The organism is Gracilibacillus dipsosauri (assembly GCF_003176895.1).
GTDB classification, from domain to species: Bacteria; Bacillota; Bacilli; order Bacillales; family Amphibacillaceae; genus Gracilibacillus; species Gracilibacillus dipsosauri.
In genome coordinates this window covers 52,608-65,921 of record NZ_QGTD01000018.1, presented here as the reverse complement: position 1 = coordinate 65,921, position 13,314 = coordinate 52,608, and the positions used below count along the sequence as shown (strand labels likewise).

Annotated in this window: 13 protein-coding genes; 1 reads left to right on the top strand and 12 read right to left on the bottom strand. The window is 37.4% G+C overall.

Going from position 1 to position 13,314, the window contains the following annotated elements; translation table 11 throughout:
- Positions 1-12 precede the first annotated feature (12 nt).
- The 9 genes from galU to rpiB all read right to left on the bottom strand — a co-directional run bounded on the left by galU (position 13) and on the right by rpiB (position 9,335).
- Positions 13-891, bottom strand: a complete 879-nt coding sequence (gene galU, locus DLJ74_RS16440; protein ID WP_109985262.1) for a UTP--glucose-1-phosphate uridylyltransferase GalU — start codon at positions 889-891, stop codon at positions 13-15.
- A 73-nt stretch (positions 892-964) separates the two neighbouring features.
- Positions 965-1,732, bottom strand: a complete 768-nt coding sequence (locus tag DLJ74_RS16435; RefSeq protein ID WP_109985261.1) for a tyrosine-protein phosphatase — start codon at positions 1,730-1,732, stop codon at positions 965-967.
- Between the two features lie 735 nt (positions 1,733-2,467).
- The gene (locus DLJ74_RS16430) at positions 2,468-3,163 is read right to left on the bottom strand and encodes a CpsD/CapB family tyrosine-protein kinase (protein WP_054787672.1); all 696 of its coding nucleotides are present in this window, start codon (positions 3,161-3,163) and stop codon (positions 2,468-2,470) included.
- Positions 3,138-3,902: a YveK family protein gene (locus tag DLJ74_RS16425; protein ID WP_109985260.1), complete on the bottom strand. Its 765-nt coding sequence runs from the start codon at positions 3,900-3,902 to the stop codon at positions 3,138-3,140. Before DLJ74_RS16425 ends, DLJ74_RS16430 begins: the two co-directional genes overlap by 26 nt.
- 280 nt (positions 3,903-4,182) lie before the next feature.
- Positions 4,183-5,127: a sugar phosphate isomerase/epimerase family protein gene (locus DLJ74_RS16420; RefSeq protein WP_109985259.1), complete on the bottom strand. Its 945-nt coding sequence runs from the start codon at positions 5,125-5,127 to the stop codon at positions 4,183-4,185.
- A 42-nt stretch (positions 5,128-5,169) separates the two neighbouring features.
- Positions 5,170-7,179 (bottom strand): transketolase, encoded by a 2,010-nt coding sequence (tkt, locus tag DLJ74_RS16415; RefSeq protein ID WP_425454593.1) that lies wholly within the window; start codon positions 7,177-7,179, stop codon positions 5,170-5,172.
- Positions 7,180-7,192: 13 nt separating this feature from the next.
- Entirely contained in the window at positions 7,193-7,837 is a 645-nt protein-coding gene (gene fsa, locus DLJ74_RS16410; RefSeq protein WP_109985258.1) for a fructose-6-phosphate aldolase, read from the bottom strand.
- A gap of 46 nt (positions 7,838-7,883) precedes the next feature.
- Positions 7,884-8,840 (bottom strand): class II fructose-bisphosphatase, encoded by a 957-nt coding sequence (glpX, locus tag DLJ74_RS16405; protein ID WP_109985257.1) that lies wholly within the window; start codon positions 8,838-8,840, stop codon positions 7,884-7,886.
- Positions 8,841-8,876: 36 nt separating this feature from the next.
- Complete coding sequence (rpiB, locus tag DLJ74_RS16400) at positions 8,877-9,335, bottom strand: ribose 5-phosphate isomerase B (RefSeq protein ID WP_109985256.1); 459 nt, start codon at positions 9,333-9,335, stop codon at positions 8,877-8,879.
- A gap of 313 nt (positions 9,336-9,648) precedes the next feature.
- Here rpiB and DLJ74_RS16395 point away from each other — a divergent pair, with 313 nt between their 5' ends.
- Positions 9,649-10,413: a DeoR/GlpR family DNA-binding transcription regulator gene (locus DLJ74_RS16395; RefSeq protein WP_109985396.1), complete on the top strand. Its 765-nt coding sequence runs from the start codon at positions 9,649-9,651 to the stop codon at positions 10,411-10,413.
- A 72-nt stretch (positions 10,414-10,485) separates the two neighbouring features.
- On the opposite strand, the gene dhaL is transcribed toward DLJ74_RS16395, so the two are convergent.
- The 3 genes from dhaL to DLJ74_RS16380 all read right to left on the bottom strand — a co-directional run bounded on the left by dhaL (position 10,486) and on the right by DLJ74_RS16380 (position 13,309).
- On the bottom strand, positions 10,486-11,127 hold the full coding sequence (gene dhaL / locus DLJ74_RS16390) for a dihydroxyacetone kinase subunit DhaL (RefSeq protein WP_181397627.1): 642 nt from the start codon (positions 11,125-11,127) through the stop codon (positions 10,486-10,488).
- A gap of 19 nt (positions 11,128-11,146) precedes the next feature.
- A complete protein-coding gene (locus tag DLJ74_RS16385) occupies positions 11,147-12,151 on the bottom strand; it encodes a dihydroxyacetone kinase subunit DhaK (RefSeq protein WP_109985254.1) in 1,005 nt (334 codons plus the stop codon).
- 69 nt (positions 12,152-12,220) lie between these two features.
- The gene (locus DLJ74_RS16380; RefSeq protein WP_245902368.1) at positions 12,221-13,309 is read right to left on the bottom strand and encodes a zinc-binding dehydrogenase; all 1,089 of its coding nucleotides are present in this window, start codon (positions 13,307-13,309) and stop codon (positions 12,221-12,223) included.
- Positions 13,310-13,314: the final 5 nt, after the last annotated feature.

Below are 13,314 nucleotides of genomic sequence, written 5' to 3'. Positions count from 1 at the left end.
TTCCTCTCTTCATTAATTTACTTTCACTTGCTCTACAAGTTCTTCTAACAAGTTTCTAACGTCGTCACCAATTTCTTCATTTTGCAGAGCAAATTCTAAGGTTGTTTTCACAAAACCGAATTTTTCTCCGACATCGTAACGCTTGCCTACAAAATCATAAGCAAAAACGCTTTGTGTTTCATTTAACTGTTGAATAGCATCTGTTAATTGGATTTCTCCACCTGTACCGAGTTCTTGTTGATCTAAGTATTTAAATATTTTCGGTGACAGGACATATCGACCCATAATAGCTAGATTAGAAGGTGCCGTTCCTTGTGCTGGTTTTTCCACAAAACGGTTGACGGAATAATTTCTACCCGCCTTTTCACGAGGGTCAACAATCCCATAACGGTGCGTTTCCTGATCCGCTACTTGTTGAACACCGATAATCGATCCACCTGTTTGTTCATATTGTGTGATTAATTGCTTCAAGCATGGCGTGTCTGCTTGCACAATATCATCACCGAGTAGCACCGCAAATGGCTCATCACCAATAAACTTACGAGCACACCATACAGCATGACCTAAGCCTAATGGTTCTTTTTGTCTTATGTAATGAATATCCACTTTTGCTGGCTGTTTTGCTTTTTCTAATAATTCGAGTTTTCCTTTTTTTAAAAGATTATCCTCTAGCTCGAAATTGTTATCAAAGTGATCTTCTATTGCCCGTTTCCCTTTACCTGTCACGATGATGATATCCTCAATTCCAGAATCGATAGCTTCTTCTACAATGTATTGGATTGTTGGCTTATCTACAATAGGCAGCATCTCCTTTGGCATTGCCTTGGTTGCTGGCAGAAATCGTGTGCCTAATCCTGCTGCAGGTATGATCGCTTTTCTAACTTTTTTCATGGCTAATCCTCCAGAATCATTTTCAAAATTTTCACACATTAAACAGTATATTAAGCTTGTTAGCCCTTTAAGACTAAAATAAGCCTAAGATTTTCTTTTTCTTAATTCTCACTGGGCTTTCTCCTACTACTAATTCTCCTTCAGCTAGAAGCTGAGAATTCTCCATAAACCAATAAAGTAGTGAAGTTCCATATGCACTTTTTATAACGGAGTGTGCTTCCTGCATCGCAAAGCCTCTTGTCGTGACATTGTGAGCATCTGATGCAATAAAGTGCGTTAAATTGGATTCAATTAATTGCAGGCTAAACTTCTTAATCTTCTTACCAAATTTTCCGGCAACACTTGCTGCTGTTATTTGAGTTAATGTCCCATCACGGACGAGCTCATATAAGATATCGGGATTTTCCATTAATTCTTTGTTGCGTTCTGGGTGCACAATGATTGGTTTGACCCCTTGGACTTGAAGATCAAACAATAGTTGGTTCGTATAGCGTGGAACATGGTTGGAAGGTAGTTCCACGAATAAATAACCACTTGTTTCATTTAGTGGTAGTAGGTGACCATCTTCTAAATCAGCTAACATATCTCCATTTATTCGTGTTTCTTGTCCGGGTAGTATAGTAAGAGGAATATCTTCTGCTTGTAATTGTTCATTTAATTGCTTCACAGCCTCAATTATATCAATCTTATAATTATCATAACTGCCATTCAAGTGATGTGGTGTCGCAATAATCGTGGTAATTCCTTGAGAAACAGCAGATTTCGCCATTTCTATGCTTTCTGTCATATGCTTTGCACCATCATCGACACCTGGCAGGATATGACAATGAATATCAATCATGTTATTCATCGCCCTTTCCTATTTAATCAATCATTCTATTAGAATACTTATCAACCATCCATTTCTAAAGTATAGCAGTAAACACCATAAAAAAAAATAGCATTTCCTACTTATTTTTGGTAGTTACTGTCGAATACTCTTCAACGCTTGTATTTACATGCTTTGCTTTGATAAATACTATACTTTGTGCCTATTAGAAATACACTAATTATATTACAATTTTATAACATTAGTAATTCCTATTTCCTATCCCATGACTTATATATGACTCTGTAAATGACTCGTTTTTATATTTTGTTCTTTATTTCTTCCTATTAAATTTATCTTTATTTCAAAGTTTTCTACTGATTGTCCCTTACATATTATCTCCTTTCTATCATTTATTGTTCTTAATAAAGAATACCAGAATCATTCCATTTTGCAAATCATATGTAATAAATGGTCGAAACATTCCGTGGATAGGGTAATCATTGTTTGCGTGCGATCAGGTTGTTAGGCGTATTTTTTGTTTAGTAGTGGTGGTGGGTTCAATATTTCTAAGTCGAGCTGCCTTCTTTGCTTTTGTTGATTCAGCTCTTTGGTTTGTGGGGTGATCTTTTTCTTTGTGAGCTCAGTATATTTGATTGTGTGTTCGATTCGCTCTTTTGTGAGGTGAGGTCTTTTTTTGTGTGCTCAGTTTGGTGATTGGGAGGAATTATGAAACCAATAAAAAGAGACTTGATAGGCTCAAGTCTCTTAATTCGCACCATAATAATAGTAGCTTCCCTTTTTCATTACTTTGTCGTTTAAGACGACGCCTAGTAATTTGGCTTTTCCAACCTCTAGAAGGGCTTTCGCTTTTTGGGCGGATTCATATTCTGTTTGTTTACTTCTTACGACCATGACGACTCCGTCACAAATATTAGCTAATATTTGTGCGTCCGTTACCGCTAATACTGGTGGGGTGTCGAAAATGACTAAATCATATTGTAAAGAAGCTTCAGATAGTAATCTTTCCATTGATTTTGATCCGAGTAGTTCAGACGGATTAGGTGGCACTGGGCCACAAGGTAGTAAATCTAATCCTTGTATATCACTTTTCGTAATGGATTCTTCAAATGTGGTGCCACCTACCAGTACACTACTAAGACCTTTTCGATTATCCAGTCTAAACGTATAATGTAAGGTTGGTTTACGCATATCCGCATCAATTAATAATACCTTTTTCCCTTGCTGTGCGAAAACAACAGCAAGGTTCGCTGTAACAGAGGATTTCCCTTCTGAAGGGGCAGATGATGTGATCAGCATACTGTTTAAATCTCCATCCACAGCAGAAAATTGCAAATTCGTCCTTACCGTTTTATATTGCTCTGAAATAGGTGAACGTGGATTAATCTTTGTAATAAGATGACGGATATTGGTTTGCTTAAACGGTTTTCTTCCTCTGACCACTTATAGCCCCCCTTTCTCTTCTTACATTACTAGAACGCGGTACGGTCGTGACTTTAATATCATCTTCTGTAACATGGGAGATGACCCCTAATATAGGTAATTCTAATTTATTCTCGACATCTTCTTCTGTTTTGATCGTATTATCTAAATACTCAAGCAAGAATGCTAATCCGACACCAACCATAAGTGCTAAAACTACTGCTATTGCAATATTTAGCAATGGCTTTGGACTTACGGGGCTTGGATCAGCCGCTACGGTCGCTTCCGTTAATACGTTAACATTATTGACATTCATCAATTCTGGAAGATCTGTTTGAAATATTTGTACGGTTGTATTGGCGATTTCTGCTGCAACCTCAGGATCAGCATCTGTTGCGGATAATGTTACCACTTGTGAACTCTCTGCGCTTGATATACTGATTTTCTCACCTAATGCACCGGCAGAAATAGTTAAATCTAATTCTTCTACTACTTGATCTAATATTCTTTTACTACTAATAATGTCGTTATATGTATTAATAATCTCGACATTGGAACGTATTTGATTAATATCTACTGCATTATTTTCATTTGTATCTTGATTAACGATAAATTGCGTACTGGCTTGATAGGTTGGCGTGATGATAAAATAACTTACGATGGCACTAACTAAGATGGCTCCTACCACTAACAATACAATAAGCATTAACCTCTTCTTTAAGACGCTAAATATTTCCTTAAGCGAAATTGTTTCCTCCATTACGTATAAACCTCCAAATTCATGTCCTTTTCATTAAGATGTAGACACACCATAAAGCGAATTATATCATAATCTTGTAGAATTTGACATAAAAATTTTGGAATTTTTTATGTCATATTTTGTCGAATAAGATCATAGTCTAGTAATAGCTTCCGAAGTAAAGTTTTAATATTCGAAATTATAGATTCCGATATTTTAGTTTAACATCTATTGACACCTAAAACAAAAAACTCTTTCCCTTCTATAGAAAGGGAAAGAGCTCAATCTTTTAAAAGGGCTGTCACTTCAATAATTCCGCTTCTCTTCCTCTGAAATAATCGATCGTTTGCCTTACTAATTTATTGAGTTCATCCTTATTAGGGATGGAATTCATAGCGGGGTAAGGATCTCCTCCTGGTCCAAGAGGCTCTGGAGTAACAAATTTCCCATCTTGATTGAAGCCAATTAAGTATAAAGCCATGATCACTGTATCGATATCTAGGAAGCCTTCTCCCAATGCCCTTCTGTTACTATCCGCTAAATGCAAATTTATTAATTGATTTCTCGCATCCAAAATCGCTTGACTAATATGTGCTTCTTCACTTTGCATATGATAAAGATCTCCATTGATATGCATGACACCTTCATGGCCTACTGCACGAATAAATCTTTTAGCATCTTCAAAAGTATGAATAAAGCTGACTTCTGCAGACCGGATTGGTTCAATCGCTGCTTTAACATGATGCTTTTTAAAAAGAGGGGCAAGTAGCTTTAGGGTTTGTACACTACGGTAAAATTCAGCATCATCATATTTATTTGGACGACCTACTGCACCAGGAACTACTAATAAATAATGCCCACCGATTTTAGAAGTGAATTCTACTTCTCTTCTTATATAATCTATTGCTACTTGCCTACTAATGTGCGAATTACTAGATAAATCATTTTCTGCGGAGAACATTCCACAAACACCGGAGACTTTGATATCATATTTTTTCAATAGTTTTTGTGTTTCTTCTATATTATATCCTAAGTCATCCCCGTAATGATTCCCATGTAGTTCGATATAATTAACTCCTGCTTGCTTTAGTCGTGTGAGTGAATCTTCTAGATCCTCTAAACCAAATCCCCAATTGCTCCATGATACATTTAATTTTTTCTTTAGTCGATTTGGATGTTTCTCTTTAAGCTCTTCGAATTTGCTTTTGATTTCATGATTGACTTTCTCATAGTTTTGTATCTTCACTTTATCCACTCCTTTTATGACATAAGGAATACAAGGACGTTGTTAACTCTGTAAGATTGCTTTCATTCGCTTGACTATATTTTCCACGGTAAAGCCATATTCCTTTACTAACACTTCCCCTTTTGCTGATGCACCAAATGTTTCCATACTTATTACATCACCGAAATCTCCCACATATTTGTGCCAACCTAAAGAGGAAGCCATTTCAATCGCTAATTTTGCTTGGATAGATCTAGGTAAGATTTTATGCTTATATTCTAGCGATTGTTTTTCGAATCGATCCCAGGACGGCATACTGACAACCGATACATAGATACCTTCCTTTTGTAATGCCTTTTGTGCTTCGATAGCTAAGTGTACTTCCGAGCCTGTTGCTAATAGTTGTCCTGCAGGAGCGTGAGGTGCTTCAGAGATGATATAGGCACCTCTTTTTACCCCTTGTTCCGCTTGCTCGCGTGATACAGTTGCTGGAGGAAGTTTTTGACGAGTTAGTACTAATACGTGTGGAATGTTTTTACTTTCTATGGCTAATTGCCAAGCTGTGGCTACTTCATTTCCATCCGCTGGTCTTATCACACATAGGTTAGGCATTGCTCTTAATGATGCTAAGTGTTCAATAGGCTGATGGGTTGGACCATCCTCCCCAACCGCGATACTATCATGTGTCAGTATATAGGTGACAGGAACCTTCATTAAAGCCGCTGTCCGAATAGCAGAACGCAAATAGTCCGAAAATACAAAAAAGGTACCACCGAATACTTTCATTCCACTATGCGATGCCATTCCATTTAATGCTGCACCCATCGCAAATTCCCTCACACCAAACCAAATATTTCGTCCATCATAACTATTTGGGTGAAAGTCTCGCTCTTGCTCAATCATTGTTTTCGTTGACCCTGATAAATCTGCAGAACCACCTATAAAGAATGGGATCTTCTTAGCAATTTCATTTAAAACTTTGCCAGAAGCATCTCTAGTCGATACAGGTTCTGTAAAGGAGTAGTTTGGTAATATTGGTTGCCAATTATCAGGTAGCTTGCCTTGCATAATTGCTTTTAATTCGTAAGCCTTTTCATTATAAGCCACTTGATAAGCTTCCCATTGTCGCTTCCACTTTTCCTCTTTTATTTGCGCTTCTTTTTTTAATCTTTGATAAAAATTCTTGACTGATTCAGGAATGGTAAATGGTTGATCAAATGTCCAGTTGTAATACTTCTTTACTAATTCTCTTTCCTCTTTCCCTAAGGCTGTACCATGTGCAGCTGCCGTACCAGCTTTATTCGGAGCTCCAAAGCCAATGATGGTTTTCACTTCGATCAAGGTAGGTTTTTGCCTATTTTGTTTCGCTAGTAGAATGGCTTCATCTATTTCATTCAAATCATTACCATCCTCCACCTTTAACACTTGCCATCCGTAAGCTTTAAACCTCTTTGCGACATCTTCTGAGAAGGAACGACCTAATTCACCATCCAATGAAATATCATTGGAATCATACAAAACCATTAACTTCCCCAGCCTTAAATGACCCGCCAATGAAGCTGATTCATGTGAAATCCCCTCCATTAAATCTCCATCACTACATAAACTATACGTAAAATGATCGATAATGGAATGACTTCTTTGATTGTATTTGGAGGCAAGGAAACGTTCGGCCATCGCTATACCAACAGCCATTGAGATTCCTTGACCGAGAGGTCCTGTTGTAGCTTCTACGCCTACTGTATGACCATATTCCGGATGACCAGGTGTCTTACTTCCCCATTGTCTAAAATTTCTTAATTCTTCTAATGGAATATCATAGCCATGCAAATATAACAGACTATATAATAAAGCAGATCCATGACCTGCTGATAAAATGAATCGATCCCGATTAAACCAATGAGGATTTGCTGGGCTATGCTTTAAATGCTTTGTCCACAAAACATGTGCCATTGGCGCAGCTCCCATCGGTAGACCAGGATGTCCCGAATTTGCTTTTTCTACCATATCAATAGAAAGCATTCTTATTGTATCAATGGCTAACTGGTCTATTTCCCTCGTAGCTGACAAAATAACTCCTCCTCTCTTATTTCGGTACCTTTTCCCAATCCGCTAAAAATTTTTCAATACCGATATCGGTTAATGGATGGCTCCATAATTTTGGAAATAATGATCCTGGAATGGTAGCAATATCCGCCCCTGCAATCGCTGCATTTTGTAAATGACTGATATTTCGTATACTCGCCGTTATGATCTCTGTATCGAATTGATATTCATTTAGGATTTGTTTCAAATCTTTTACTAGATTTACTCCATCTGTTCCGGTATCATCTATTCTCCCTACAAATGGACTGATATAATTCGCACCCGCTTTTGTAGCCATTAAGCCTTGGGCAACCGAGAAAATTAGTGTTACATTTGTTTTGATGCCCTCTCTTGATAAAATATGAACAGCCCGTAATCCCGCTTCTGTCATAGGAATTTTCACTACTACATTGGTGGCCCATTTAGCTATTTCTCTTGCTTCCTGCAACATCTCTTCTGTTTCCATTCCGATGACTTCAGCACTTACTGGTCCTTTCACCACACTACAAATTTCTTTAATGACTTCTTCAAAATTCTTTCCTTCCTTAGCAATAATGGATGGATTAGTCGTAATCCCATCAACAAGACCTAATTGGTTTATCCGTTTAATTTCATTTATGTCTGCAGTATCAAGAAAAAACTTCATCCTTGCCCTCCTCTAAAATTACTATTCTATTAAATATGCTTTTACCTCATTTAACGAGCTCCTGATAATTAAAATGTTTACACTCGATATATCTTATATGCTTATTTTGACCATTTAATAGTAGAGAATGAGTAACATAATTGGAATCAGTATCTAATACGATACCTTTTAACAAAATATTTTCCGTAATTCCCGTAGCTACAAACAAACATTTATCCGAGCTGATTAAATTATGAAGCTTCAATATCTTATTAGGATTGTATAAACCCATTTCTACACATCTTTCATACTCCGTTTTATTTTTTGGGAGTAGCTTTGCCTGCATGTCTCCTCCAAGACATTTAACAGCAACTGCAGCTAAAACACCTTCAGGGGCTCCCCCTATTCCATAAAATAAATCTATTCCTTGTTTCTTCATACAAGTTGCAGCTGCATAAGTTATGTCTCCTTCATCAAATAGATACACTTTTGCCCCAATATTTCGTACCTCATCAATTAATTGGGTATGGCGTTCTCTATTTTGAATAAGAATTCTCATGTCTTTTATATTTTTTTCATTTGCTTTTGCAACGACATGCACATTTTCTACTAATGAAGCATTAAGATCAATTTCTCCCTTGGCTTCTGTTCCTACAACGATTTTTTCCATATACATATCTGGCGCATGGAGTAGTGTGTTTCTTGGTGCTGCAGCAATAACGGTAAAAGCATTTTCTTGTCCATTTACGGTAGAAGTTGTTCCTTCGATAGGATCTACCGCAATATCTACCTTCGGATTGACACCTGCCCCTACTTCTTCCCCTATATATAGCATTGGAGCATTATCGATTTCTCCTTCACCAATTACGATCTTTCCATCAAAATCTATTTTATTTAGTGTATCTCGCATGGCATTCGTTGCAGCACCATCTGCCTTTAATTTATTTCCACTGCCTACCCATGGATAAGCTGCTAAAGCTGCCTGTTCGGTAACTCGCAAAAAATCAAATGTGAGGTCTCGCATCTTATTACTCCCTTCTCCGCATTTTCAGATGGAAGGCTAGTTCGTAGATTTTTCGATAAACTCCTTTTCTTTTGCTGTAATTTTGTTTACTTTTCTTTCAGAGCCACCTGCCCAAGAGGAATTTAAATAAGTTGCTATTACTTTCTTAGCTAATTCTGTTCCAATAATCTGTCCACCCATTGTAATGATTTGAGCATTATTACTGAGTTGGGCTCTTTCAGCCGAATAGGTGTCATGACATAGTGCAGCACGAATCCCTGGATATTTGCAAGCAGCTATCGCAACCCCAATACCTGTTCCGCATATCAATATCCCTCGATCTACTTTTCCTTTCCTTATATCTGAAGCTACCTGGAAAGCAACATCAGGATAATCAATGGCATCACACGTATAACATCCATAATCGACAAATTGATAATTTTCATCCTGTAAGTAAGCTTTTATCACTTCTTTCATGTTAAAGCCGTTATGATCGCTACCAATGGCAATTTTCATTTTACCATCCTTTCATTATTATTTGTTTTCGTTTTCATTTTATTATAATTTTTGTTTTATTTCAATATTTATTTTCGTTTATTTTCGTTTTTGTTATTCAATTTCGTATTTACACCCGGTGATGTAGTTATATTTATGAATAAATATTTGCATTTTTAATTTAATCAATAAAAAGCGAAATGTTTTTAAGCGTATAATGTTAAGAAAAGAAAATATTTCAATATATTTTGATTACGTTTGTTATCATAATGTGATACACTTATTAGAAATGCAGAGATATTAGACTGGTATAAGGGTGATTATATTGAGTAAAATGTTTGCAGCGGAACGCAGGAACGTCATTTTAGAAATATTAAAAGACAAAAAAAGGATAACAGTGAAAGAGCTATCTCAAATGTTAAATGTTTCTGAGGCAACTTTAAGAAGTGATTTGTCCCAGATGGAGAAAAAAGGATTATTAACGAGAACACATGGTGGAGCAGTACTTGATTCTCCTATCAAAGCAGAAAATACATTTTCCGCAAGAGAAAAGAAAAATAAAGAAAGCAAGATAGCTATTGCAAAAAAAGCAATGAGTCTAATACATGACAAGAACTGTATCTTCTTAGATGCTAGTACAACCGCTTTGGAAATTGCACGCTTATTAAAAGAAGAAAATATTCGTCTAACCGTCTTAACGAATGGTATTTCTACTGCCATCGAATTACGAGATAACCCCGCTATTACCGTTATTCTTCTAGGGGGAATGTTAAGGAATGGGTCCATGGCATTAGAAGGCCCATTTGGAACAAGTATTCTTAATCAAATCCATGTAGATATCCTATTTACCTCTGCAAGAGGCTTTACGGTGGAAGAAGGTTTAACGGATTTTAGTGTCTATGAGGTGGAATTAAAAAAAGTTATTGTCAATAAGGTAGAAAAAGTGGTAGCCATCGTTGATCATACGAAAATCGGTGATAACTCTATTGCTTCTTTTGCAAGTGTGGAGGATATTGATTTATTCATTTCTGATGAAGATATTAATCAAGATCTCAAAAAAGTCTTTGAAAAAAATCACGTTCAATTTATGAAGTCATAAAAAACGAAAAGGACGAAACATCTTTTGTCCAATTCGTTTTTTTATTTACTCATTAGAATAGTAATGCAATGATTAAGTTACGGAAAATAAGCTTTTTTGAAAGCATTCCAGTATGAAATAGATGGATGTGGCACCTGGATCCAAAAATCCTTTGGAGCGCTCTCCTAATCTGCTGGATCTCCCCTTTTTAGAGATCATTTCTTTAGTCGATAGCATTCCATTTTCGGCAGATACTAATGCTTGATCAAATATTTCAGAAAATGATTGATCCTCCCTTTTTTCCCTTAAGGACTGGATAAAGGGTTGAATCGTATCAATCATCGTTTTATCGCCAACCTCTGCCTGCCCACGTTCTTTAATCCCATCACCGAAAGCAATCCAGAAATCTAATAATTCTGAGTGATTAAATTCTGTTTTTCCTTTCAAAACCTTACTCCCTCTTAAAAAACCCGTGGCATACAACGGGCCAACTGACGATCCAACAGCATTAAGGAAGGTTTTAGCGACTACCTTACTGATCTCTCCCCCATCTCTTTCATTTTGTAGTTCATTATCTAATTTCTCCTTTACTGCTTGCCATCCAATAGACATCGTGACACCATGATCACCATCTCCTAGTTTTCGATCCAATTCTGAGAGGTAATCTTTTTCCTTTTCAATCATCTCAATCACAGCATATAAAAATTGCTTATAGTTTTCGATTGTGTAAGTCACGAAATATTCCCCCCGTCTCTTATAATTGTGCATACATCGGACAATCTGCTTCAGCGTCTATTAAGCTAATTAACTCCTCATCTAAATTCGTCAGCGTAACGGAACATCCTCCCATTTCTAAGGAAGTGCTATAGTTGCCAACATAGGATCGGTATATTTCTATCCCTTGTTTTGCCAATATTTGTTCCACTCTTCTGAAGACAATATAAAGCTCCATTCTTGTCGTAGACCCTAAACCATTGACAAGTACAGCAACCTTATCTCCATTTGACATAGCCATATCATTTAAAATATCTTGCACTAATCGATCCGCAACTTGATCTGCTTGCTGCAATTCGCCTTTCTCTACACCAGGCTCGCCATGATGACCCAATCCAATTTCCATTTCATTTTCCTTCAGAGAGAAACTCGGCTCATTCGTTTGTGGTAAATAACACGGAGTTAAGCCTACTCCCATTGTACGTGTCCGTTCATTTGTCCTCCGCGCAACATCCGCTACTTCTTTTAAGCTGTACCCCTTCTCAGCGGCAGCTCCAGCTGCTTTCGTGACAAAGAACTCCCCAGCAATTCCTCTTCTCTTTTCTTTTTCCTCACTTGAGGCAGAAGCAACATCATCATTCACGACTACTAGCTCTACATCGATATCTTCTTCCATTTCAGCAAGCTCTGCGGCCATCCCGAAATTCATGATGTCACCGGCATAATTTCCGTAGATATAAACAACCCCATTGCCTTTGTCGATGGCTTTTGTTGCTTCGACAATTGGCTCAGGTGGTGGAGAAGCAAAAATGTTTCCAACCGCTACACCATCTGCCATACCTCGACCGACATACCCCATAAAAGCAGGTTCATGACCTGAGCCTCCACCGATTAGAACACCTACTTTATTCTCCTTCGTTTCACTTGCGATCACAATAGAACGTTTATTTTCCTCCAACCTTCTTACTTGGTTGGGATGTGCTTTTATATAGCCTTCTATCATTTCATCCACCACATCATTTGGATTATTTATTAATTTTTTCATTATTATTTCCTCCTCTGATTACGGGCTATGTAGGAATAGCAGATCCTGCAGTAGAATCTGCTATTCTATTTAAGGCACTAAAACTACTTTGAGAGAATCTTTTCCGCTCTTAACCATTTCAAATCCTTGCTCGAAATCTTCTAATGGTAATTGATGGGTTACGACACCTTCTGTCGGAAAATCTCCCTTAGCAATACCATCGATAACAATCGGATAACAATATGGCCCAAGGTGTGAGCCTAATACATCTAACTCTTTACGATCCCCGATAATACTCCAATCAATCGTTACAGGGTCTTTAAAGACACTAAACTCAACAAATCTCCCTAGTTTTCTTATGGCAGATAATCCTTGTTCTACCGATTTTGGATGTCCTGTTGCTTCAATATATATATCACATCCATATCCATCCGTCAGATCTTTAATTATTTTCACTGCATCTTCCTTAGCAGGATTAATCGTTAAATCAGCGCCGAATTTTTCAGCAAACTTCAACCTATCCTCTAATAAATCTAAGACAATTAATTTACCTGCACCTGCTTTTTTAGCAGCTCCAACCATTCCAAGCCCTAACGTTCCTGCACCTGCGATCACCACCGTGTCACCGATTTGGATTTGCGCTCTTTGGACTGCATGTAAAGAGCAGGCATATGGTTCAATTAGAATGGCCTTTTCTATTGGTAGGTCTTCTGGCACTTTATAGTTAATAGCTTCTTTTGTGAACTTCATATATTCTGCCATTCCACCATGGACATTATATTGGAATCCATATAAGTCGTGTTTTTCACACATCCAATAGTTTCCACTCTTACAAAAACGACATTCCCAACAAGGCACAATTTGTTCCGAGATAATTCTATCTCCCACTTTAAAATCCTTAACAGCCGCTCCTAATTCTACGATTTTTCCAATAAATTCATGTCCAGGAATGACAGGCGCCTTAATATATGCTGGCTGATAGTCATCTCCCCAAAAAGAAACGGCTCCAGCATGTGCTTTGGCATCTCCAGCGCAAATTCCGCAAGCTTCTACTTCCACAATAATCTCTTGATCATTCTCGAGTTTAGGTGTTTCCACTACTTCTAAGCGATAATCACCTGGTGCATAAGCTACAACTGCTCTCATTTCCTCTGGTAGGGCTTTCATTGTTTTTGTCATTTGCT